The sequence below is a fragment of the Gemmiger sp. An120 genome, from assembly GCF_002160955.1.
Classification (GTDB): Bacteria; Bacillota; Clostridia; order Oscillospirales; family Ruminococcaceae; genus Gemmiger_A; species Gemmiger_A avium.
In genome coordinates this window covers 32,566-55,609 of the sequence record NZ_NFLN01000007.1, presented here as the reverse complement: position 1 = coordinate 55,609, position 23,044 = coordinate 32,566, and the positions used below count along the sequence as shown (strand labels likewise).

General features: G+C 66.4%; 22 protein-coding genes. 17 read left to right on the top strand and 5 right to left on the bottom strand.

From position 1 onward, the window contains the following. Nucleotides 1–13 precede the first annotated feature (13 nt). The gene (locus tag B5E65_RS16200) at nucleotides 14–922 is read left to right on the top strand and encodes a hypothetical protein (protein WP_087171199.1); all 909 of its coding nucleotides are present in this window, start codon (nucleotides 14–16) and stop codon (nucleotides 920–922) included. Between the two features lie 95 nt (nucleotides 923–1,017). Here the strand turns inward: B5E65_RS16200 and B5E65_RS07745 are convergent, their stop codons facing one another. After that, nucleotides 1,018–1,956: a DUF3658 domain-containing protein gene (locus B5E65_RS07745; RefSeq protein WP_158098541.1), complete on the bottom strand. Its 939-nt coding sequence runs from the start codon at nucleotides 1,954–1,956 to the stop codon at nucleotides 1,018–1,020. 137 nt (nucleotides 1,957–2,093) lie between these two features. Here B5E65_RS07745 and B5E65_RS07740 point away from each other — a divergent pair, with 137 nt between their 5' ends. Next, nucleotides 2,094–2,591 (top strand): RNA polymerase sigma factor, encoded by a 498-nt coding sequence (locus B5E65_RS07740; protein ID WP_087171197.1) that lies wholly within the window; start codon nucleotides 2,094–2,096, stop codon nucleotides 2,589–2,591. Further along, nucleotides 2,588–3,157: a zf-HC2 domain-containing protein gene (locus tag B5E65_RS07735; RefSeq protein WP_158098540.1), complete on the top strand. Its 570-nt coding sequence runs from the start codon at nucleotides 2,588–2,590 to the stop codon at nucleotides 3,155–3,157. The genes B5E65_RS07740 and B5E65_RS07735 overlap by 4 nt, the downstream gene beginning before the upstream one ends. Before the next feature lie 301 nt (nucleotides 3,158–3,458). Here B5E65_RS07735 and B5E65_RS07730 read toward each other — a convergent pair whose 3' ends face one another. Further along, a complete protein-coding gene (locus B5E65_RS07730) occupies nucleotides 3,459–4,049 on the bottom strand; it encodes an ECF transporter S component (RefSeq protein ID WP_087171195.1) in 591 nt (196 codons plus the stop codon). Nucleotides 4,050–4,357: 308 nt separating this feature from the next. Between B5E65_RS07730 and pdxR the strand changes: the two genes are divergently transcribed. Further along, nucleotides 4,358–5,761, top strand: a complete 1,404-nt coding sequence (gene pdxR, locus B5E65_RS07725) for a MocR-like pyridoxine biosynthesis transcription factor PdxR (RefSeq protein WP_087171194.1) — start codon at nucleotides 4,358–4,360, stop codon at nucleotides 5,759–5,761. Between the two features lie 36 nt (nucleotides 5,762–5,797). On the opposite strand, the gene B5E65_RS07720 is transcribed toward pdxR, so the two are convergent. Together B5E65_RS07720 and B5E65_RS07715 are read right to left on the bottom strand one after the other, a co-directional pair. Continuing rightward, a complete protein-coding gene (locus B5E65_RS07720) occupies nucleotides 5,798–5,998 on the bottom strand; it encodes a type II toxin-antitoxin system antitoxin (protein WP_087171193.1) in 201 nt (66 codons plus the stop codon). Continuing rightward, nucleotides 5,998–7,026 (bottom strand): SPFH domain-containing protein, encoded by a 1,029-nt coding sequence (locus B5E65_RS07715; RefSeq protein ID WP_087171192.1) that lies wholly within the window; start codon nucleotides 7,024–7,026, stop codon nucleotides 5,998–6,000. Before B5E65_RS07715 ends, B5E65_RS07720 begins: the two co-directional genes overlap by 1 nt. A gap of 238 nt (nucleotides 7,027–7,264) precedes the next feature. On the opposite strand from B5E65_RS07715, the gene B5E65_RS07710 reads away from it, so the two are divergent. The 13 genes from B5E65_RS07710 to dnaJ all read left to right on the top strand — a co-directional run bounded on the left by B5E65_RS07710 (nucleotide 7,265) and on the right by dnaJ (nucleotide 22,318). Next, nucleotides 7,265–9,352 carry a serine/threonine-protein kinase gene (locus B5E65_RS07710; protein ID WP_087171191.1) on the top strand — a complete coding sequence of 696 codons (2,088 nt, stop codon included), beginning with the start codon at nucleotides 7,265–7,267 and terminating at the stop codon, nucleotides 9,350–9,352. A gap of 12 nt (nucleotides 9,353–9,364) precedes the next feature. Next, nucleotides 9,365–9,514 carry a hypothetical protein gene (locus B5E65_RS16195; protein ID WP_158098539.1) on the top strand — a complete coding sequence of 50 codons (150 nt, stop codon included), beginning with the start codon at nucleotides 9,365–9,367 and terminating at the stop codon, nucleotides 9,512–9,514. 62 nt (nucleotides 9,515–9,576) lie between these two features. Beyond that, a complete protein-coding gene (locus B5E65_RS07705) occupies nucleotides 9,577–9,951 on the top strand; it encodes a hypothetical protein (RefSeq protein WP_087171190.1) in 375 nt (124 codons plus the stop codon). Nucleotides 9,952–9,991: 40 nt separating this feature from the next. Further along, nucleotides 9,992–10,444 carry a zinc ribbon domain-containing protein gene (locus B5E65_RS07700; RefSeq protein WP_087171189.1) on the top strand — a complete coding sequence of 151 codons (453 nt, stop codon included), beginning with the start codon at nucleotides 9,992–9,994 and terminating at the stop codon, nucleotides 10,442–10,444. 258 nt (nucleotides 10,445–10,702) lie between these two features. Further along, nucleotides 10,703–11,521 (top strand): zinc ribbon domain-containing protein, encoded by an 819-nt coding sequence (locus B5E65_RS07690; RefSeq protein WP_143402987.1) that lies wholly within the window; start codon nucleotides 10,703–10,705, stop codon nucleotides 11,519–11,521. Beyond that, entirely contained in the window at nucleotides 11,518–14,343 is a 2,826-nt protein-coding gene (locus B5E65_RS07685; protein WP_143402986.1) for a VWA domain-containing protein, read from the top strand. The genes B5E65_RS07690 and B5E65_RS07685 overlap by 4 nt, the downstream gene beginning before the upstream one ends. Further along, a complete protein-coding gene (locus tag B5E65_RS07680; protein ID WP_087171185.1) occupies nucleotides 14,321–15,682 on the top strand; it encodes a hypothetical protein in 1,362 nt (453 codons plus the stop codon). Before B5E65_RS07685 ends, B5E65_RS07680 begins: the two co-directional genes overlap by 23 nt. Before the next feature lie 209 nt (nucleotides 15,683–15,891). Beyond that, the gene (locus B5E65_RS07675) at nucleotides 15,892–16,434 is read left to right on the top strand and encodes a stage V sporulation T C-terminal domain-containing protein (protein ID WP_087171184.1); all 543 of its coding nucleotides are present in this window, start codon (nucleotides 15,892–15,894) and stop codon (nucleotides 16,432–16,434) included. A 268-nt stretch (nucleotides 16,435–16,702) separates the two neighbouring features. Next, nucleotides 16,703–17,221: a DNA-deoxyinosine glycosylase gene (locus B5E65_RS07670; RefSeq protein ID WP_087171183.1), complete on the top strand. Its 519-nt coding sequence runs from the start codon at nucleotides 16,703–16,705 to the stop codon at nucleotides 17,219–17,221. Nucleotides 17,222–17,484: 263 nt separating this feature from the next. Then, entirely contained in the window at nucleotides 17,485–18,516 is a 1,032-nt protein-coding gene (hrcA, locus tag B5E65_RS07665; protein ID WP_087171182.1) for a heat-inducible transcriptional repressor HrcA, read from the top strand. Further along, nucleotides 18,513–19,103 (top strand): nucleotide exchange factor GrpE, encoded by a 591-nt coding sequence (locus B5E65_RS07660; RefSeq protein WP_087171181.1) that lies wholly within the window; start codon nucleotides 18,513–18,515, stop codon nucleotides 19,101–19,103. The genes hrcA and B5E65_RS07660 overlap by 4 nt, the downstream gene beginning before the upstream one ends. A 93-nt stretch (nucleotides 19,104–19,196) precedes the next feature. Next, the gene (gene dnaK, locus B5E65_RS07655; protein ID WP_087171180.1) at nucleotides 19,197–21,035 is read left to right on the top strand and encodes a molecular chaperone DnaK; all 1,839 of its coding nucleotides are present in this window, start codon (nucleotides 19,197–19,199) and stop codon (nucleotides 21,033–21,035) included. Nucleotides 21,036–21,148: 113 nt separating this feature from the next. Next, nucleotides 21,149–22,318, top strand: a complete 1,170-nt coding sequence (gene dnaJ / locus B5E65_RS07650) for a molecular chaperone DnaJ (RefSeq protein ID WP_087171179.1) — start codon at nucleotides 21,149–21,151, stop codon at nucleotides 22,316–22,318. Between the two features lie 214 nt (nucleotides 22,319–22,532). Here the strand turns inward: dnaJ and nrdG are convergent, their stop codons facing one another. After that, nucleotides 22,533–23,042 carry an anaerobic ribonucleoside-triphosphate reductase activating protein gene (nrdG, locus tag B5E65_RS07645; protein WP_087171178.1) on the bottom strand — a complete coding sequence of 170 codons (510 nt, stop codon included), beginning with the start codon at nucleotides 23,040–23,042 and terminating at the stop codon, nucleotides 22,533–22,535. Nucleotides 23,043–23,044 lie beyond the last annotated feature (2 nt).

Genomic DNA, 23,044 nt, shown 5'->3' with positions numbered 1-23,044 from the left:
AGGATGTGAGCGTATGCGGATGAACACGCCCCGGGCCTTCTGGCTGGCGTTTTTTCTTACTCTGGCGGTGGTGGTGCCGCTGCTGGGCAGCTTTGCGCTGTGGGCGGTCTGGCAGCAGGCCGACCAGGCCCTGCGGGCGGCCCAGTCCACCAGCGGGCTGCGGATTCAGGTACCCACGGGGGAGAACACCTTTACCATGCTGGCGGTGGTGGCCGGGGAGGAGCCGGCCTTTGTGCTGGTGCGGCCGGACGCGGCGGGCGGGGAACTGGCTGTCTGGACGGTGCCGGCGGACAGCGTGGTGCGCACGGCTTCCGGCAGCTACACCACCCTGCGGGACTGCTATACCGACGCGGGCCCGGGCCGGGCGGCGGAGGCGCTGGCCGGGACGCTGGGGATTGAGGTGCGGTATTATCTGGCGGCTACCCGGCAGGGCTGGGGCACCATCGGCGACGGGCTGGGCCAGGTGCGGGTGAACCTGGACGGGGTGGCCGCCGCCGACAGCCTGGCCCGGGCGGGGCTGGCGGATGACCCGGTGGCGCAGCTGGCGCCCGCCAAACTGGACGAACTGCTGGAAAAACTGGGCTGCGAAAGCCCGGAGAGCGATGGGGTGCGGGCGGCGGTCTGGCTGGCGGCGGCCCGGCAGAAGGCCGAGCAGCTGCCCACCGTGATGCCGGACGGAATCCGGGCGGCGGGCGGCCTGCTGACCAACATGACCGCGCTGGACATCAACACCCTGGCCCAGACGCTGGAGTTCTGGGTGAACGGCCAGGGCGAGGTGGATGGCGGCGTGCTGCCCGGAGAATGGAACGCCCGGGACGGGCGCTATGAATTCACCGACGAGACCCTGACCTTTGCCGCCGAGCGGCTGGGCGCGGCGGACGCCGGGACCGGGAAATCGGGTGAATCGAGACCGCGGGAATGATATAAAACAAGGCCCGCGCAGACCTTTTGGGGTTTGCGCGGGCCTTTTGCTGGTTGGGCAGTATTGCCGTCGCCCGGGATGAATCGTGTTTTTGGCTATTTCTTGCGCAGCGTGCGGGCGTAGGCGGGGCGGCCGGGCTCGGGGGCGGTGATGGGTTCCAGCAGGCCGCGACGGATGAAATTCTCCATGCGCCCGGCCAGCCAGCCGTCGCCAATACCCGGCCGGTACCGGCCCAGCACCTGGCCGATCACCTCCGCTTCCCGGAAGGTCTCGGGCTGGCGGGCGATCTCCCGCAGCAGGAGAAAGTCATAGAAATCTTCGGGGACGCTCCGCAATTGGCCATTTACCACCGCCCGCAGCGGCGCGTTTTCCCGGCACAGCGCCGCCCAGCGGTGGCCCCACATCCGCAGCACCGGCCCGGGTACCGGCCTGACCCTTGCGGCCATCCGGCCCCAGTCGTAGGGGCTGACCTCGCCCCAGCCGGCGTATTCCACCACAGTTCCGTCTTCCCGGACTTCGTATTCCGGCAGGGTTACCCGTTCCACCGCTGCATCGGCAAGACCCGCGTTTTGCAGCTGCCAGGCCAGCCAGAAAAGACCGCATACCTCGTCCGGTTCCGGCCCCTGCCAGACGCGCACCGGTTCCCCGGCGCGGACCCGGCGAAGCAGTTCGGCCAGATTTTTCTGCGCACCGGCCATCGATCCGGCGGCCTGCCGGGGGCCTTCCGGCCAGTGGGCACAGAGGGCGGTCAGGGCTTCCAGCCGGCGGGGGCCGGGCGCGTCCTCCTCCAGAGGGCCCACGCTCAGCGCCAGCGGAAAGGCCAGCACGTCCGCCGGGCTGCCCTCCATGGGTACTGCCGCCGCCCGGGCCCGGCGTTCCTGTTCCTCGGCCCGGCGCTGGGCGGCAAGGCGCTCGGCGGGGGAGGGTTCCCCGCCCAGAAACGCCACCGCGGTGGCCCCGCCAATACACCCGTCCAGCGACAGGGCCATCTTCAGACTGCCCGCCGCGCTTTCGGAAAACACCACCTGTACCATGGACATGGCCTCCTTATAGGCAATACTGTATAATTCCAGTAGAATACAATCAGGATAGCACGGCGAAAAAAGTGGGTCAATGGGCTGTAAGGTTTTGGGGCCAGAGGAGTCATACAGGGTGAAAGGGGGCGGCGGCGGTGACCGGGTTCGAGCAGATTTACCGGGACTATTTTCAGCCGGTGTACCGGTACATACGGCGGCTGTCCGGGGACGAGCTGCTGGCGGAGGAGATCACCAGCGAGACCTTTTTCAAGGCCCTGAAAGCGGCGGGAAAGTTCCGGGGCGAGGGCGAGATGCAGGCATGGCTGTTCCGCATTGCCCGGAACTGCTATTTCACCCACCGAAAAAAGGCGCGGCGGCAGGAACCGGCCCGGCCGGAAACACTGGTCCGCCTGGCCGGGGCGGAGGAAAGCCCGGAGGAACAGCTGGCCCGGCGGGAGGACGCGGCCCGGGTCCGGCGGCTGGCGGACGGATTGCCGGAACCCTACCGGGAGGTATTGCAGCTGCGGATTTTCGGGGAACTGAGCTATAAACAGATCGGGGAACTGTTCGGGAAAACGGAGAACTGGGCCTGTGTGACCGGGTGCCGGGCCCGGAAGATGCTGCGGGAACGATGGGAGGCGGAAGAAGCATGACACGGGATTGTTACATAGTGCGGGACCTGCTGGCGCTGTGCCGGGAGGATCTGGTGAGCGGGGAGACCCGAACGTTTGTGAAGGAACATCTGGCCCGGTGCCCGGCCTGCCGGGCGGAGTGGGAGGCGCTGGACGGGCCGGCTCTGCCGCCGTTGGAGGGGGAAGAACCGGAGAACGGGCAGCCGTTCCGGGCGTTTGCGGCCCGGTGGGCGCGGCGGCGGCGGGCGGTGGCGGCGGCGCTGGCCGCGCTGGCGCTTCTGGCGGCGCTGCTGGGCGGGTGCCTGGCCTCGTACCTGGTTTTTGACACGCCGAACCTGTGCGCGGCGGCGGCCGGGGCGGCCCGGGTGCTGTGGACCGATACGGAAACGGTGACCCTGCGGCAGCAGCCCCGGGTGGTGCTGGCGAAGCCGGACGGCAGTTTGCTGGAAACCTACATGGCCGAACGGGGATTTACGGAGCTCGAGGAGGAACGGATGGGCGCGCTGCGGGTGTTCACCAACGGCGAGACCCGGGAAGCGGTGCTCTGTTCCCAGAACCGGTATTGGTGCCTGTGGAGCTGGCGGTGAAAGCCAATCTGGGGGGGACAACGTCCCCCCGGCGCTGCGGGCGCAACAAGGATGCGCCCGCCCGGCTGCGCCGACCGCGCTGCCGGTCTGGGTCTCCACCGGAGACCCAGCTGCTTCGCAGACCCGGCCCCCGGAAATCGGGCCGAATACTCGGCCCTCAGGAAAATAAAAAAAGACAAGGCCGGTGCGTGTTCCATTTGCGCACCGGCCTTGTCTATGTATAAAATTCCTATGGCCGAAGATATTCGGCCATGATTTCCAGGGGGTCTGGGGGAGATGTTATCTCCCCCAGATCAGCCTCTCACTTGAGCAGATCCCGGAACAGTCCGGCGCGCTGGAGGGCGGGGCGCAGGGCCAGGTAGGCGGCCACGCCCACGGCGGTGCTGATTACGGCGTTGATGCAGGTGGCACCCACGTTCCAGGCCAGGGTCAGGTCGGCGGCGGGCTTGCCCAGAATCAGCAGCTTATAATAATACCCGAACAGCGGATCAAACACGCAGTTGAACGCCAGGCCCGCCGCTGCCGAGATGACGGCATACAGGCTGCGGCGTTTCGGATCGGTCTGCTGGCTTACGTGCAGCACCCGATGAGCCACCACGCCGGTAATCAGGCCAATGCACAGCTTGGTGATCAGGGTTTTGGGCACATAGGTAATATAGGTAGGATCAAACAGGTCCCCCAGGCTCATGCCGATCGCGCCGCCCACGCCGCCGTACATCCCGCCGAACAGCAACGCCCCCAGCACGCAGATGGAATTTCCCAGATGAATGCTGGTGGCGTCCCCGCCCGGCAGCTGAATCCGGAACTGCAGCACCGCGAATCCCACATAGGCCAGCGCCGCCAGCATCGCCAGCACCGTCAGCCGCCGGATATGTCTGTCTTGATTTCGCATACAACTTTCCTCCCCGCCGGGGTTTTTGGGGCAACTCCGCACAATTCGCGCCTGACGGCTCAGACGGCGTATCCCGCCTAAAAATTCCGTGCTATTTTCCAAAAATACTCGGCAAACCACCCAGGTTTGCCTGCGTTTTTTGATTCATATCACAAAAAATTTTTCTGGCGCGCTCCACCGCCTGGAATTGTGCGGAGCTGCCCTTGACTTTTTTCGCCCCGGTCTGTATGCTCTATTATAGCGAACTCTGACCCCATTGAAATGGTCAGAATACATATTTTTTATGGTATCAGATGGGAGGGGCCGCCATGCCGACACCGTTGCTTTCTCTCGACCCGGCGGGGGAACTGCCGCTGTACGAACAGCTGTACCGGGCGCTGGCCGGGCGCATCCGGGCGGGGGAACTGCCCGCCGGCCGCCGCCTGCCCGGCAAACGCAGCCTGGCCGAACAGCTGGGGGTCAGCGTGAACACGGTGGACACCGCCTACCAGCTGCTGGCCGCCGAGGGCTGGCTGGACGCGCGGCCCCGGTCGGGCTTCTTTGTGGCCGGGCGTGCCTCGCTGCCGCTGCCCGGTCTGCCCCAGGCCGCCCCTGTGCCGCCCGTCCCGACGGCGGCCGCCGCGCCGGTCTGGCAGTTCGACTGCGGCACCAGCGGGGTGGATACCGGGCTGTTCCCGTTCCGTACCTGGGGCCGCATCCAGAAAGAACTGCTCTACGCCCAGCCGGGTCTGCTGGCCCACGGCCATCCCCAGGGGGACGAGGAACTGCGCGCCGCCATTGCCGACTATCTGCAAAGCTACCGGGGTGTGGTCTGTACGCCGGACCAGATCGTGGTGGGGGCCGGGGCGGAATACCTGCTCAGCCTGCTGGCGGTGCTGCTGCCCGGCGGCTCCGCCGCGCTGGAGGACCCGGGCTACCTGCGGCCCCGGGCGGTGCTGGGCAACTGCGGCGTGGCCTGTCTGCCGGTGCCCATCGACGCGGGCGGCATGGACCTGGACGCGCTGGAAGCCTCCGGGGCCCGCATCGCCTATGTGACCCCCAGCCACCAGTTCCCCACCGGGGTGACCATGCCCGCCCCCCGCCGGGCCGGGCTGCTGGCCTGGGCGATGGCTGCGCCCGGCCGGTATATTTTAGAGGACGACTACGACTCGGAATTCCGGTTCGACGTGCGTCCGCTGCCCAGCCTGCAGGGGATGGCCGGGCCGGACGGGCCGGTGGTGTACCTGTCCACCTTCTCCAAAAGCCTGGCGCCCAGCATCCGTATCGCCTATATGGTGCTGCCCCGGCATCTGCTGGGGGCTTACCGGGCGCGGTTTTCCGCCTACGCCTCCACCGTGAGCCGGTTCGAGCAGCAGACTTTGTACCGGTTCATGGCCGAGGGGCACTTCACCCGGCATCTGGCCCGGATGCGCAAGGAGTACCGGGCCCGGGCCGCCGCCCTGACCGGCGCGCTGGAATCCGCCTTCGGCGCCGACCGGCTGACCTTCGGCGGGCGGCAGGCGGGGCTGCATTTCCTGTTGCGGGTGGCGGGCGGCCCGCCGGAGGGGGAGATGGTGCGTGCCGCCCGGGCCGCCGGGGTGCGGCTGGCGGGCCTGAGCGAGTTCTGCCAGGCGGCCACCTGCCCGCCCTCCACCGTGGTGCTGGGCTACGGCGCCCTGGCTGCCGGGCAGGCCGAACCGCTGGCGGCGCGGCTGGCTGAACTGTGGCGATAACAAAACGGGACGTTCCTGCGCGGAACGTCCCGTTTTTCATTCAATATCCAGATCCGGCGGCACGTCCAGTTCATGGGGAACCGGACGGCCGTTTTTCTTGCGCTGGCGCACGCACTCGGTGAGGAGGTACTCGATCTGGCCGTTCACCGAGCGGAAATCATCCTCCGCCCAGGCCGCAATGGCCGCGTACAGGCTGGCGGACAGCCGCAGCGGGATCTGCTTTTTCTCCCCGGCCATCAGTACAGGCTGCCGGAATTGACCACCGGCTGGGCGTCCCGGTTGCCGCAGAGCACCACCAGCAGGTTGGACACCATAGCGGCCTTGCGCTCCTCATCCAGGTTTACCACCTGGTTTTCACTCAGACGCTCCAGGGCCATCTCCACCATGCCCACGGCGCCGTCCACGATCATCTTGCGGGCGTCGATGATGGCCGACGCCTGCTGGCGCTGCAGCATCACCGCCGCGATCTCCGGCGCGTAGGCCAGGTAGGTGATCCGGGCTTCCAGAATCTCCAGACCGGCCTGCTGCACCCGGGCCTGGATCTCGTCCTTGATCCGGGCCGCCACGATCTCGCTGGAACCCCGCAGGCTGCCGTCGTCCGCCTGGCCGTCGCCGGTGGTGTCCACATTGGGGGCCACATCGTAAGGGTAGATGCGCACGATGTTCCGCAGGGCGGTGTCGCACTGCAGGGACAGAAACTCCTTATAATTGTCCACGCTGAACACCGCCTTGGCAGTGTCCACGATGCGCCAGGTCACCGCAATGCCGATCTCCACCGGGTTGCCCAGGCAGTCGTTGATCTTCTGGCGGTTGTTGTTCAGGGTCATGACCTTCAGGCTCAGCTTGTTGCTGACCGGTGTTGCGCTCAGCTCGTTTTTGCCTGTGGGCACCGGCCGCTCGCTTACGTCGCCGCTCTGGTTCAGCCGGGTACGGGCCGCCGGGTTCACGCCGGAACAGAAGGGATTTACATAATAGAAGCCCTCGCCCTTCAGGGTGCCGATGTAGTTGCCGAACAGGGTCAGCACCAGGGCCTCCTGGGGCCGCAGTACCTTCAGGCCGCAGGCCAGGATCCAGCCCAGGCACAGCCAGGCCACGCACACCGCCATGAGCACGCCGGTCAGTGCGGACAGATTCTCCGGCACTGCCGCTTCCCCGAAAGCGCCTGCCGCCCACAGCACTACCAGGATGGCCACAACATACCCCGCCAGGATCGCCAGCAGGATCGGCATACCGTTCTTTTTATTCTGCAACAGTTTTTCCGTCATGATTTGTTCCTCCTTGTGAAAAGGTAGTTATCTGATATCAAAATAATATCACTATGATAGTTACTTGTCAAGGAGGAGGAAGAAAAGAAATTTCACGATTCACAAACAGCACGGTTGCGGGCATTTTTGGTGGCGGGTTTGCCCGGAATGACGCTTTTCGACAGGGAAAGGCGGGCGGTATAATAATATGGAGAATTTGTGAACACGGGGCGAGGCCCCGTGATGGGGAGAAAGTTTCATGAGCGTTTTGACCGATACCGGCATCCCGGCCGAGGTTCTGGGGCAGGATCTGGTGGATGTGCGCCCCCTGAACCAGGAGGGCGGATTCAGCAGCCTGTTCCGGGCCCACAAGCAGGGGCTGGATGTGGACGTAGTAATCAAGCGGGTCAAGAGCCAGTTCAAGGGTAAGATGGACGAGGGCAGCGAGGCCCGCATCCTGACCGGGCTGCGCCACCAGTATCTGCCCCGCATCTACGATTTCAAGCGTGCGTCGGACGGGTACTGCTATACCATTATGGAGCTGGTGCCCGGCTGCACCCTGCGGGAGTATGTGCAGGCCCACGGCGCGCTGGACCAGAAGCAGACCCTGGCCTGGACATTGCAGCTGTGCCAGGTGACCGAGTACATGCACGGGCGCAGCCCGGCCATCATCCACAGCGACCTGAAACCGGAAAACGTGATGATCACCCCCGACGGGGACATCTGCGTCATCGACTTCAACGCCTCGCTGGTGGCCAAAGAGGAAGAGATGGAGGCCATCGGCGCCTCCTCCGGCTATGCGGCGCCGGAACAGTACAATTTTGCGCCGGAGCTGTTCCCGGCGGACAGCCCGCTGCGGGCGCTGGCCCAGGCGGCGGCCGGATTCGGCCATGTGACCACCCGCACCGACCTGTACGCCATCGGCGCGCTGGCCTACTACATGATCACCGGGTACGACCCGCTGGTCTGGGCCCAGGGCGTGGTGCCGCTGGAGCGGTACGACATCCAGCTGGGCGACCCCTTCCGCCAGGTGATCGAGCGGGCCATGACCCCCGACCCGAAAGACCGGTTTGCCTCCGCCTCCGAGATGCTGCGGGCGCTGAACCGGCTGGAAAAGATGGACAAGCGCTACAAGCGCTGGGCGGCGTCCTGCTGGGCGGCGGCCGGGCTGTGGAGCCTGGCGCTGGCGGGCAGCCTGCTCTGCGCGGCGCTGGGCTGGCGGGGGATGCAGCAGGATACCCGCACCGAATACATAAGCCTGGTGCAGCAGGCCCAGACCTTGATGGAACAGATGCAGTACGCCGACAGCGAGCAGCTGCTGATGCAGGCGGTGCAGCTGGAGCCCAAGGCCACCGAGGCTTACGCCCGGCTGGGCGGGCTGCTGTTCCGCACCGGGCAGTACCAGCAGGCGGTGGATCTGTTGTCCGGCCAGACCTTTGAGCCTGACCCGGGCATGAGCGAGGAGCAGTTCCGCCAGGCCCAGGCCGAGGTGCAGTATGTGCTGGGCTCCTGCCATTATCAGCTGGAGGAGTACACCGACGCCTTGCAGGCCTACCAGAACGCCGTGTATCTGGACGGCACCCAGCTGGCCTACCAGCGGGATCTGGCGGTGGCCTGGGCCCGCACCGGCGAGCCGGAACTGGCCCGGGAAACGGTGGAACAGCTGCGGGGCCAGGGATGCCCGGAGGCAGACCTGGCGATGGTGAGCGGCGAGATTGAATTTGCCTATGGCAACTACGAGGCCGCGCTGGAACAGCTGAGCCTGGCGGCCAGCCGGTCGGAGGACGACACGGTGGTGAGCCGGGCCTCCCAGCAGGCGGCTCGATGCTGCCAGCAGCTGGGGGACGCCTGGCTGGGGCAGGAGATCGATCTGCTCACGGCGGCCTGCAGCCGTCTGGGCGCGGCGGGCAACAGCCTGCAATTGCAGATGCTGAGCGAGGCTTATCTGCGCCGGGGCGCCGCGGGCGGCGAGGGCTGGCAGCAGGACTACGAGCAGGCGCTGGCCTGCCTGCAGCAGCTGCTGGACCGGGGCTACGCCACCTTTGCGGTGCGGCAGAACGCCGCCGTGGTGCTGCAGTATCTGGACCGGTACGACGAGGCCGAGCAGCAGCTGCTGGCACTGGAACAGGATTATCCCGGCGACTACCGGGTGTATATGCGGCTGGCGCTGCTCTACGCCGACCGGGAGGGCGCCAAGCCCACCGAGCAGCGGGATTACACCGCCATGGGTGCGGCCTGGCGGCAGGCGCAGCAGCTGTATGCCAGCGCTTCGGTGCAGGATGCGGAGATGCTGCGGCTGGAGGAACTGGTCAATCAGCTGATTGCCGCCGGCTGGGCGATGGAATAAGGAGGAACGGCAATGGAGATGGAACTGACCCGCAGCATGCTGCTGTTTTACGGCGGCCTGGCCGGTGCGGGGATCTCGGTGCTGGGGGCGCTGATAACGGCGGTGCTGCTGCGCCGGGCCCGGCGGCGGATCACCCAGGCGGTGCGCCGGGAGTATCAATAAACCGGTAAACGGCCCCTGGCGGGCCGTGGGGAATATATCGCACACAGAAAGGAATCACAACTATGAAACTGGAACAAGTTTGTCAGACCCTGAACGCCTACCTGAGCCAGAAGGCGCTCTTCCGCACCCTGATGCCTCTGGGCGCCATCATGGGCATCGTGTTTGCCGCGCTGAGCCTGATCAGCAACTTTATCTATCTGGGCGGCTTTGTTACCGCCCTGTGCTTCTGGGGCTTTGTGCTGGGCATGCTGCTGGCTTTGTCCCTGTGCCAGTTCCAGATGCTGGCCATCGCGCTGGGTATCTGGGCTGTGGATTACGCCTACGGCTTTTTGTCCAGCCTGATCCGCTTCCACTCCCTGTCCTACGGCACCCTGCTGTATCTGGTGGTGTACGGGCTGCTGGCGTTCCTGGCGTACAAGAAGTCCCTGGCGAAGTAAACCGCCGTTTTACGGCATCATAAAAAGGAGGTAACCCTACATGGCAGGTTGGAAAGAGAGCGTGGGCCGTTTTGCCCAGAGCGCGGTTAGCAAGAGCAAGGAGATGGCGGAGATCACCCGCCTGAATATGGAGATCTCCAATCAGGAGCAGCGCCTGCGGGAGCTGCACAGCCAGCTGGGCCAGTTCCTGGTGGAGCATCCGGAACTGGTGCCCGTTGACGCGGCGGACGCCCAGGCCCTGCTGCAGGAGGTGGCCCAGGTCAAGGCCGGCATCGAAGCCAGCAAGGCTACCCTGCTGGAGGTGCGCAACGTGAACATCTGCCCCGGCTGCGGCGCCGAGGTAGCCCGCACCAGCAAGTTCTGCCCCTCTTGCGGCGCCCAGATGGACCGCAGCGTGATGGAGCGCCTGGCGCAGACCCCCGTCTGCCCGAACTGCGGCGCGGAACTGGAAGCCGGTGCGGCGTTCTGCGGCAACTGCGGCTCCAAGCTGTAAGATTTGGCAAGGTACGGGCGCGGGCGTTGAACCGGCGTCCGGCCTGAAGCGACAGGTTCTCTCCTTTTTTACCGAAAGGGGAGAGGGTGTGGGAGAGGACCATCAGGGCCCTCTCCCACTTGCCATATTTCCGTTTTTGCTGCTGCAACGGCAGCAAAAACGACCCGCCAGGCTGGCAAAATTTTTTGACAGCCTGGCGGGCGCGGGCTTTCGGGCCTGCGCCCGGTTTGATTTTGTGATACAGGAGTGTGCAGGCGGATGAAACGACGTTTTGGATGGGTCCTGCCGGTGCTGATCGCCCTGACGGTGGTGCTGGCGGCGTATACCATCGCGGCCGCGGTGCTGCTGCGGGGGCTGGGCGCCTACCGCATGGGCACCGGCCTGGGGCAGGTGCTGGCGGTCAGCCGGCCCTATACCCTGGCGGCGGCGGTGGTGCTGGCGGCCGGGCTGCTGATCCGGCTGGCGCTGCGGCGGTGTAAAAAGGCAAAAGAAGCCGCCCGGCAGGACAAGGTGGCCCCCGCGGCTGCTACCGAACTGATGCCCGGCAACGCCGGCAAAAAGATCGCCCCGGCCCGCCCGGTGCCGGAGAAAAAGCCGGCCCGCAAGGGCAAAAAGGTTCAGCCGGTGGAAAAGCTGGCCCCCAGCGCGGCGGAACTGGGCGGGGCGGACAAGATCGCCCCCGCGGGCAAGATTGCCCCGGCAGCCCCCACCGTGCCTATGGCCCAGGCGGCAAAGGCAGAGGAGAAACCCGCCCCGGCGGCTACTGAACTGATGCCGGAGGCAGCGGCAAAGCGGGAAGAGAAGCCCGAACCCGCGGCTACGGTGCTGATGCCGGAAGCGGCGGCAAAGCGGGAAGAGAAGCCCGAACCCGCGGCTACGGTGCTGATGCCGGAAGCGGCGGCGAAGCGGGAGAAGAAGCCCGCGCCGGCGGCCACGGAACTGATGCCGGAGACGGCCCCGGCAAAGCTGCCCACGGCCGGGCCGCGGGTCTGCGCCGTGTGCGGCGCGCCGCTTAAGGCGGGGCAGAAATTCTGCGTAAAATGCGGCGCGCAGGCGCCGGAAGGAGGCGCGGTATGACCGGCTGGATTATGGCCATCGGCTTTCTGGTGCTGGGCGTGGCAGGCCTGGCGGCCGGTGTGCTGCTGCGCAAAAAACTGTCCCGGGTGTGGATGGCGTCCTTCTGTGTGGCCGGGGTGCTGCTGGCGGTGCTGGGCGGCGCGCTGGGCGTGGGCCAGTGGAACCAGACCCGGGAGGAACGCACCTGGAGTTACCTGGCCCTGTGCTATCTGGAGCAGGGCCAGACCGAACAGGCGGCCCAGTATCTGCTGAAAACCGACCGGCAGGATCTGGAGACCACCGCGGCCCAGCTGCTGCTGGAACGGCTGCGGGGCAACGATACCATCGCCCGGCTGCGGGCGGATACCCTGAACAACCTGGCCCGCACCGACAGCGAGAAAAACCTGTGCAGCATGGTGTCCGGCGTGGCAGCCGGGGACTATGAGGCGGTGCGTACCGCCGCCGCCCTGCTGCGGGAGCAGTCGGCCCTGACCGGTGCGGCCCGTACCCAGGCTGACCGGCGGTTTGCCGCCGAGACCGGCGTCTGGCTGGGCGATCCGGAGGACCCCACTGCCTATGACCAGGAGCTGCCCGAGGCTGAGCGCCTGCGCCAGCAGGTGGATCAGGCGCTGAACAACGGCTCCAATCGCTGGGCGGTGGAGAGCGCGGCCCAGCTGGTGCAGCTGGCCCCCAGCGCCGACAACCGTCTGCTGCTGGCCAGCGCGGTGGCTGAGAGCGTCTACAGCGGCGACTATCTGGATGCCTCCTGTTTTGCGGCCGACGGGCAGGAGCCGGACGAGAGCGCCACGGCCGAGCGGGAAAAGCTGGCCGGGCAGATTGAAAAACTGGAATCCCAGCAGGCCCAGCTGGATCTGGCGCTGGAAGGCGCCTCCGATGAAGCCGAGAGCGAGCGGCTGGCCGACGAAAAGGCCCAGCTGTTTGCCCGGCAGGAGGAACTGCAGGCCGAGAGCGACAACCTCTACGCCCGGCGGGCGCTGAGCTCCATCGCGGACATCCACAGCCTGGAGGCGGAGATCGTGCGCGCCCGGCTGCAGTATGCCATGCGGGACTACGAGCGGGCAGTGGATCAGCTGCTGAGCGCGGCCGGTTCGCTGCAGTGCCGCCTGAGCCCCTCCAGCAGCCTGACCAACGGGCTGAACGCCGTGCGCCGCGCCTATGAGGGCGGCTCCGACGCGGTGGGGGTGGAGTCGGATCAGTTCCGGGACACCATGGTGGCGCTGCTGTCCAGCGGTTCCGACAGTGTGGCCCTGGCCTCCGGCAGCCTGACCCAGAGCTTTGCCGACCGGATCGTCAGCGACCAGAAGGTCTACGGTAAGGATCTGTATGCCTCCGGCATTGATCTGAGCGAATTCCCCCAGGTGACCCTGCTGCTCAGCGGCCGGGCCGAAGCCATGCAGCAGCTGGTGGACGGCCAGGGCCAGGTGAAGGACACCCGCGCCGAGGTGGACTGGCAGGCGGAGATGCTGGACGCCGAGGGCGTGACCAACCAGCTGTGCTGCGTGGTGGACTGCAGCGGCAGCATGGGCGGCGAGCCCATGGCCAACCTGCAGGAGGCCCTGATCCGGTTTGCCCAGAGCGATCTGAACGGGGCCTACACCTCGCTGGTTACCTTTGAGGATACCGGGCGGGTGGCGTCGGAGCTGTCCGCCGATCCCACCCGTCTGCAGGCGGCCGCCCGGGAACTGGTGGCCAATGGCGGCACCAACATCTCCGCCGGGCTGGAACAGGCTCTGGCGGTGCTGGGCCGGGCCGACGGCGCCCGCACCGTGCTGCTCATGACCGACGGCCAGAGCAGCCTGGACATGGGGGTGGTGCAGCAGCTGGCCGCCCAGGGCATCGTGGTGCACACCATCGGCTTCGGCCAGGTGGACGACAACCTGCTGCAGACCATCGCCGACGCCACCGGCGGCCAGTACATCCGGGCGGATTCGTCCTCGGAGCTGGAGAACGTCTACGCCAGCCTGGTGGGGCTGATCGGCAACCGGGTGCAGCTGCGCTACACCGCCGCCGACACCGACACCGCCGAGGGCCGCTACGTTTACGTGACCACCGGCGAGGGCTCGGCCAGCGTGCGGGTGGAGTACTCCCTGCAGGACGAGGGCTCCGACGGGCGCGGCCTGCGGGAACTGGATCCGGATTTTGTCACCACCGACGACATGGCCACCCGGCTGGCGGAGGACGGATCCCTGACCATAACCCTGTGGCTGGAACCGGTGCTGGGCGCGGAACACCTGACCGGCGTACAGCTGGGCGGGCAGGACGTGAACTTTATTGCCCGGGAAAATGATGCCTACACGGTGGATCTGACCCTGCCCGCCGCCCCGGCCGCGGGCGGCCACACCCTGACCCTGACCTGGGACGACGGGCTTGTGCAGGAATACCCCGACGCGCTGCTGGTGGGCGCCCGGCTGAACACCGGCTCCTTCCGGCTGGGACGGCTGCGGCTGTCCGCCACGGCGCTGCTGACCGGGGACGGGCGGCTGGCGCTGCGGGATCCCTGGCTGACTGAAGAGGTGGCCGAGGGGCAGGAGAGCGCGTTCAGCCTGTCGGTGCAGGGCAACCTGACCCTGCCGGTGGACGAGGCGGCCATCCTGGCGGCCGACGCCGCGGGCGGCACCATGGATCTGGGCCAGAGCGGCGTGCTGACCGGGTACGGCATGCTGAACCTGAACAGCGGCGACAAGGCCTATACCTGGAACGCCCCCGCCCTGACCGGCGGCACGCCGCAGAATTTCCAGGTGGAGGCCACCGCTGAGTATGTACGGTTCCTGACCGGGGCCGAGGAAGGAGGGGAGACGGATGGAACGGTTCCGCAGGAATAAAGGCCCGCTGCTGCTGCCGGTGCTCTGCCTGGCGGCGGCGCTGCTGATCTACCTGGTGGTAAACAGCCTGTGGGGCGCGGCCAGTGTGGCGCGGCAGCTGTCCCTGGGGCAGCAGTACCTGACCGACATGAACTACAACGCGGCCATCCTGGCCTTCAACAACGCCATCCGCACCGATCCCGTCAGCAAGGAGGCCCACATTGGTCTGGCCAAGGCCTACGCGGGTACCGGCGAATACCAGTTTGCCGGGCAGATGCTGGAGGATCTGAACCAGGGCCCCGTGCCCGATGAGGAGATCAGCGACACCCTGATCGACATCTACACCGACGCGGGCGAGTGGGAACGGGTGATCCGGCTGATCCGGGAACTGATCGATTCCACCGACCGGGACGAATACTACGATCTGCTGCAACAGGTGCTGGCGGCCTATTTTGACCAGCCCCATTCCTATGGCGTGGGCACCGACCAGCGCCTGGTGCTGAAAAACGGCCAGGTGCTCAGCGCCGGGTCCAACAGCCTGGGGCAGCTGGGCGTGGCGCTGGCCGCCGCGCCGGAACAGCCGGAGGCCCAGCCGCTGGCGGATGCCGGATTTAACGGCACGGCGGCGCGGGTCTGGTGCGCGGGCCGCACCAGCCTGGCGCTGGACGAGGCGGGCAACCTGTGGGCCGCCGGTGAAAACCGCTGGGGCCAGATGGGCCTTGCCTACGCCGACGGCACCACCCGCACCGGCTGGACCTGCCTGACCGATACCGGCGACGTGGCCGCGGCGGCGGGCACCACCGGCCATCTGCTGGTGCTGCGCACCGACGGCAGCCTGTGGCAGTCCGGCAGCGAGACCGGCGGACAGCTGGAACCGGTAAGCCGGTTTGCCACCGTGATCCAGCTGGAGAGCAGCGGCGAAACGGTCTGGCTGCTGTCGGCGGACGGCGGGCTGTACACCAGCAACGCGGGCGATCCCTATACCTGGACCCGCGTGGCGGAGGATGTACTGCGGTTCGGCCTGGGGCCGGACGGCGGCGCGGTCTGGCTGGCTTCGGACGGCGGTATCGGCAGCAACCGGTACAGCGTGGAACAGCCGGAGGACTGGACGGCGCTGGAGAGCGGCCGGATGCAGCCGGACTTTGCGGTACGGCAGCTGGCCCAGAGCGAAAGCGGCCTGCTGCTGACCGATGCGGCGGGCACCCTGTACCTGGCCGCGGGCGGGCAGTGCGCCCCGGTGAGCACCGCCAGCCCGGTGGAGACCCTGTACCGCCAGGGCGAGGGCGTGGTGCTGGAACTGCGCACCGGCGAGGTGCAATACTGGGCGGACGGGGATACGGCCCCCGCCCCGCTGGCCTGAGTTTTCCACAGGGAATCTGCTTTTTGTGGAAAACCGGACCGCTGAATCATACAAAACAGGCGCGCCGCCCGGCATCTCCCGCCGGGCGGCGCGTTTTTTGCTGCCGGGATGCAATCCGCCTGCATAAACCGGGGCGGGGCAGAGGATACTAAATCCAAAACACACCGCGCCCCCGTCCCGGCGGGGCGCGCAGACGGAGGCGTTTGGCTATGAAAGCAACCGGCATCGTGCGCCGTATCGACGATCTGGGGCGGGTGGTGATCCCGAAAGAGATCCGCCGCACCCAGCATATCCGCCAGGGAGACCCGCTGGAGATCTATGTGGGCGGGGAAGGCCAGGTGATCTTTAAAAAGTATTCGCCGCTGGGCGAACTGAACGACTGCGCCGGGCTGTACGCCGAGGTGCTGGCAAAAAGCCTGTCGGCTACGGCGCTGGTCTGCGACCGGGAACGGGTTCTGGCCGCCGCCGGGCCGGGAAAACGGGATTACCAGGACAAGCCGGTGTCCCAGCCGCTGGAGCGGCTGATGGAACAGCGGGCGCCCTACCGGCACAGCGGCCGGGCCGAGGACTGCCTGTTCCCCTGCCAGGGCGCCGACCGGCATCTGCTGGCGGTGGCCCCCATCCTGAGCGGCGGCGATATCGCCGGGGCGGTGGCGGTGCTCAGCGCCGACAAGAACGCCCGCCCCGGCCCGGAGGTGGAGCGGGTGGTGGCGGTCTCCGCCGCCTTCCTGGCCCGGCAGCTGGAGGAATAGGGTACCAGGGGCCGATCTGGGGGACCGGTCCCCCAGCCCCCCATTCAGCGAGCCGGAATTCTCCGGCTCGCGGGAAAAATCTGTCCGGACGGCGGGCTTATGGACGAATGCTTCCTGTATTTCTTTGCGGGCCAAGGATTTGGCCCGCGATTTCCAGGGGGACCGGGGGAGATGTCATCTCCCCCGGACCGGCCCTCTGTACAGCTTCGCCGGGGTGTGGTATGCTGGCAGTGTGCGGAAGGCTTTCCGCGCGGAAAGGAGCCATGCCATGTCTGCCCGATCATCTGCCGCCGCCGGGCCGGTAGCCCATCCGCTGGCCCCGGTCTGGGACGCGGACAGCCGGGTGCTTATTCTGGGCACCCTGCCGTCGCCCGCCTCCCGGCAGGCCGGATTCTACTATATGCATCCCCAGAACCGGTTCTGGCCGGTGCTGGCCGCCCTCTTTGACCAGCCGGTGCCCCAGGGCCCCGAAGCCCGCCGCGCCTTTGCGCTGGCCCACCGCATCGCGTTGTGGGACACCCTGGCCTCCTGCACCATCACCGGCGCGTCGGACGCGTCCATCCAGGACCCGGTACCCAACGATCTGGGACCCATCCTGGCCGGTGCGCCCATCCGGGCTGTGTTTACCACTGGCGCCGCGGCCGACCGGTTCTACCGCCGGTTCCAGTACCCCCGCACCGGGCTGGCCGCCCACCGGCTGCCCAGCCCCAGCGCCGCCAACTGCGCCACCCCCTTTGACCGGCTGGTGCAGGAATACACCGCCATCCTGCCCTTTTTACAGCCCTGATCCGCCCCCGTGCCCGCCCTGTTGCGGTCACGGGGGTTTTTGGCAGACAGGCCCCGCCGCAGCCTGCCCGCGCCCGCCGGCAGCGCCGCCGCGCCGGGGGCGGGCGGCCCCCGCAAACCTCGGCCCGGGGCGGGTTTGTGTCTAAACTGTTAAACTTGAAAAAATTTTGCGAAGAGGTCTTGACAGCGGCATCTTTTGGAGTAGAATAAGATTAGCACTCGGGGATAAAGAGTGCTAAATCAATACGAAACGAGGTGGCGGATATGGCAATGGACGACCGAAAGCGCCGGGTGCTGCAGGCAGTCGTTACCCTGTACGGGATAGACGGCGAGCCGGTGGGCAGCGGGCTGCTGTGCCGGTATTTTGACTCCGCCGTGTCCAGCGCCACCTTGCGCAACGAGATGGCGGCGCTGACCAAGCTGGGATTGCTGGAACAGCCCCACACCAGCGCCGGGCGGGTGCCCAGCGCCAAGGGCTACCGGTACTACCTGGATCATATGGATGCGCCCGCTGCGCTGCCTGCCGCTGAAAAACGTAAGATCGACCGGCTGTTCGCCGGGATGGATTACGAGCCCGACAAGCTGACCCAGAGCGCGGCCAAGGCCCTGAGCGACTGGGCCGGGTTCACGGTGGTAGCCACCACCCCCGCCGCGCCGGATCTGTGCATCGCCCACTTTGAGGTGGTGCAGGTGGGCCGGTACTCGGCGGCTGTGCTGGCCGTGACCGGTGCGGGCGGCGTCCGTACCCGGGTGGCCCGGGTGGAGGGCGGTTTGAGCCGCACCGACGCGGTGCAGCTGGCCGGTCTGTTGAACCGGAGCCTGACCTTTGTGTCCCCGCCGGATCTGACCGAAGCGCTGCTGGCCGAGCTGGCCATGAGCCTGGGCCCCCGCCGCAAGGAGCTGTGGGGCGTTGTGCAGGCGGCGGCCGATCTGCTGGAGGAGGCCGCCAAGCCGCGGGTCCATGTGGAGGGCATCGCCCATCTGCTGGAATGGCCCGAACTGAGCGGCGATCTGGCCCGGGTGCTGGAACTCTTCGGCGACGAAGAGACCGCCTGCCGCCTGTGTGCCCCCGCCGGGCAGCGGGGCGACGTGCTGCTGGGCGAGGATCTGAGCGATCCGATCCCGGGGCTGTCGGTGATCCGCAAACGGTATCTGGCAGGCGGCGGCCTGATGGGCGGGCTGGCCATTATGGGCCCGGCCCGGATGCCGTTCCAGAAGCTGATGCCCGGCCTGGACTATTTTGCATTGAAACTCGGTCAGAGCATGGCCGGTAATCTACAGGAGGACGCAACATGAGCGAAGAAACCAAGCGCACCGACGCCCCGCAGCCGGAACCGGCTGAACAGCCGGCCCCCGAAACGGACGCTTCCGAGACCCAGGCCCCCGAGAACGGGGCGGGCAGGGAGAACCGGCCCGACGAGGCCGCCGTGCAGGCGCTGCAGGCCAAGCTGGACGCGGCAGAGAAAAAAGCCGCTGAACTGAAAGACCAGCTGCTGCGCACCGCCGCCGAGTACGACAACTTCCGCAAGCGCAGCGCCCGGGAGCAGGATGCTTCCTTCAACAACGGCGTGGGCTTTGCGGTGAATCAGATCCTGGGCATCCTGGATACGCTGGAGATGGCGGCCAATGCCCCCACCACCGACGAGAACTACAAAAAGGGCGTGGTGATGACCCTGGATAAGGCCGCCGCCGCCCTGAACACCCTCAAGGTGGAGGAGATCCCCGCCCAGGGCCAGCCGTTTGATCCCAACGTTCACGCGGCGGTACAGCAGGTACCGGCCGAAGAGGGCGTGGAGAGCGGCACCGTGGTGCAGGTATACCAGAAAGGCTATCGCCTGGGCGACCGGGTGATCCGCCACGCCACCGTTGTGGTGGCCGAATAAACCGGCATAAAAGGCCGAACAGCCTTTTATCATACACTAAGAAGAACAACCAAATTTTGAATACGCGGTTTGCATAAAAAGGAGAGAACGATTATGAGCAAGATCATTGGTATCGACCTGGGTACTACCAACAGCTGTGTGGCTGTTATCGAGGGCGGCGAGCCCGTTGTCATCGCCAACGCCGAAGGCGCCCGCACCACCCCCAGTGTGGTGGGCTTCACCAAGACCGGCGAGCGTCTGGTAGGTCAGGTGGCAAAGCGTCAGGCCATCACCAACCCCGAGCGCACCATTTCTTCCATCAAGCGGGAAATGGGCACCAACTACAAGGTCAACATTGACGGCAAGGACTACACCCCGCAGGAGATCAGCGCGATGATCCTGTCCAAGCTGAAGGCGGACGCCGAGGCTTACCTGGGCGAGAAGGTCACCGAAGCGGTCATCACCGTGCCGGCCTACTTCAACGACAGCCAGCGTCAGGCCACCAAGGACGCGGGCACCATCGCCGGCCTGAACGTGAAGCGTATCATCAACGAGCCCACCGCGGCCTCCCTGGCCTACGGCGTGGACAAGGAAAATGATCAGAAGATCATGGTTTACGACCTGGGCGGCGGCACCTTCGATGTGTCCATCATCGAGATGGGCGACGGCGTGACCGAGGTTCTGGCCACCAACGGCGATACCCGCCTGGGCGGCGACGACTTTGACCAGCGCATCATCGACTGGCTGGCCGACAACTTCCAGAAGGAGAACGGCATCGACCTGCGCAAGGACAAGATGGCCGCGCAGCGCCTGAAAGAGGCTGCCGAGAAGGCCAAGATCGAGCTTTCCGGCGTGGCTTCCACCGCCATCAACCTGCCCTTCATCACCGCGGACGCCACCGGCCCCAAGCACCTGGACATGACCCTGACCCGCGCCCAGTTCGACGCCATGACCGCCGATCTGGTGGAGCGCACCATGGGCCCCGTGCGTCAGGCTATGCGTGACGCCGGCCTGAAGGCCAGCGACCTGAGCAAGGTTCTGCTGGTGGGCGGTTCCACCCGTATCCCCGCCGTGCAGGAAGCGGTCAAGAAGGAGATGGGCATGGAGCCCTTCAAGGGCATCAACCCGGACGAGTGCGTGGCCATCGGCGCTGCCATCCAGGGCGGCGTGCTGCAGGGCGACGTGAAGGGCCTGCTGCTGCTGGACGTGACCCCGCTGAGCCTGGGCATCGAGACTCTGGGCGGCGTGTGCACCAAGATCATTGACCGCAACACCACCATCCCCACCAAGAAGAGCCAGGTGTTCTCCACCGCGGCCGACAACCAGCCCAGCGTGGAGGTCAACGTGCTGCAGGGCGAGCGTGAGTTTGCCCGCGACAACAAGAGCCTGGGCACCTTCCATCTGGACGGCATCGCGCCGGCTCCCCGTGGCGTGCCGCAGATCGAGGTTACCTTTGACATCGACGCCAACGGCATCGTGCACGTAAGCGCCAAGGATCTGGGTACCGGCAAGGAGCAGAGCATCACCATCACCGCCTCCACCAACATGAGCAAGGAGGATATCGACAAGGCTGTCAAGGACGCCGAGCGGTTTGCCGATGAGGACCGCAAGCGCCGCGAGGAAGTGGATCTGCGCAACGGCGCCGACCAGATGGTGTTCCAGACCGAGAAGGCTCTGGGCGAGCTGGGCGACAAGATCGACGCCTCCGAAAAGGCCGACGTACAGGCCAAGCTGGACGCCCTGAAGGAAGCCCTGAAGGGCAGCGACACCGAGGCCATCAAGGCCAAGCAGGAAGAGCTGCAGAAGGCCTTCTACGCCGTGAGCGAGAAGGTATATAAGGCCGCCGCCGAGGCCCAGGCCGCCCAGCAGCCGGGCGCGGGTGACGCCGGTGCGCAGAGCGCCGGTCAGAAGCCGGACGACGGCGTGGTGGACGCGGACTTCAAGGAAGTCTGATCCAACCAGGAACGGTAAGAAAGGCCGCCCGGCGGAATTTGCCGGGCGGCTGTTCCCGTCAATATACACCGCGCGGGGCTGATGCGTCCGGCGCATGACAGGTGGAGAGGTATATGGCAGACAAACGTGATTATTATGAGGTTTTGGGCATCGCCAAGGGCGCGTCCGAAGCTGAGATCAAAAGCGCCTACCGCAAGCTGGCCAAAAAATACCACCCGGACCTGAACCCCGGCGACAAGACCGCCGAGGAGAAGTTCAAGGAGGTAGGCGAGGCCTACGAGGTGCTGAGCGACCCGGACAAGAAGGCCAAGTACGACCAGTTCGGCTTTGCCGGCGTGGACCCGAGCTACGGCGCGGGCGCCGGCGGGGCGGGATTTGGCGGCGGATTCGGCGGGGTGGACCTGGGGGATATCTTCGGGGACATCTTCGGCGGCGGATTCGGTTTCGGCGGCGGGCAGCGCACCTCCAAAGCCAATGCGCCCCGCAAGGGCGCGGACCAGCGGGTCAGCGTGGTGCTGAGCTTTATGGAGGCGGTGCACGGCTGCACCAAGACCATTACATTGACCCGGCAGGAGACCTGTCCGGACTGCGGCGGCACCGGTGCGGCCAAGGGCACCAGCCCCGAGACCTGCCCGGACTGCGGCGGCCGCGGGTATGTGGTGCGGCAGACCCGCACCCCCTTTGGCGTGATGCAGAGCCAGCAGCCCTGTACCCGCTGCGGCGGCAAGGGCAAGATCGTCAAGACCCCCTGCGAACACTGCCACGGCAGCGGCCGTACCCCAGTGAAGAAGCGCCTGGAGGTGCGGATCCCGGCGGGTATCAACGACGACCAGAGCATTGCGCTGCGGGGCCAGGGCGACGCGGGCACCAACGGCGGACCCAACGGGGACGTGATCGTGATCGTGACCGTGCGGCCGGATCCGATGTTTGAGCGGGACGGCTATGATGTGTGGGTCACGGTGCCCATCACCTACAGCCAGGCCGTGCTGGGCGCCGATGTGGTGGTGCCCACCGTGGACGGCAAGGTGGAGTACACCGTGCCGGAGGGAACCCAGAGCGGTACCACCTTCCGGCTGCGGGGCAAGGGTATCCAGTACCTGGGCGGCCGGGGCCGCGGCGACCAGTATGTGAAGGTTACCGTGGAGATCCCCAAAAAGCTCACCCGCGCCCAGCGCGACGCCCTGAAAGCCTTTGAGAACAGCCTCAAGGACGACAACTACGAACAGCGCAAAGGCTTCTTCAAGAACCTGCGCGAAAAGTTCGAAAAGGGCGACAATAAGTAACGAGAGGCCAATATGGGGGGAATCAACGATTCCCCCCATGCCCCCTGGAAATCGGGCCGGAATACTCCGGCCCTGGGGATAAGACAAAAGATAAGGCCGGTGCGTAATCCGTTTACGCACCGGCCTTGTTTTATATTATATCCTGAGGGCCAAGTATTTGGCCCTCGATTTCCGGGGGTATGGGGGATATGTTATATCCCCCATATTAGCCAATTTACGATTCGCCTACCCAGCGGGGAGCGGTGACCCAGGCGGCCTGACCGGCGGCCAGGCTGGCGGGCACGTTCAGGATCCGCTGGTTGCGGCTTCCGCGAAACCGCAGTTCCAGGCTCATCTCCGCCTGCACAAACGGCCCGTCCACCAGCACGTCCAGATTCTGCAGCAGCGCCCGGCGATCCTCGTCGGCGTTCAGCAGCTGCTCAAAGGTGAATCCCGTATAGGCGGCCACCTCATACCCCGCGGCTTTCAGCGCCGCGGCCAGCTGCGCCGCTTCGGCGGCCTGATCGAACGGTTCCCCGCCCGACAGGGTCACGCCCCGGCACAAAGGGCTTTCCTTCGCCTGCGCCACCAGCTGCTCCACGGTGTACTCCTCGCCGCCCTCAAAGGGCCATGTGGCGGGGTTCTGGCATCCCGGGCAATGATGATGGCAGCCCTGGAAAAACACCGTCAGACGCAGCCCCGGGCCGTCCACGATGCTGTCGTGGGCAAGTCCTGCGATCCGCATGG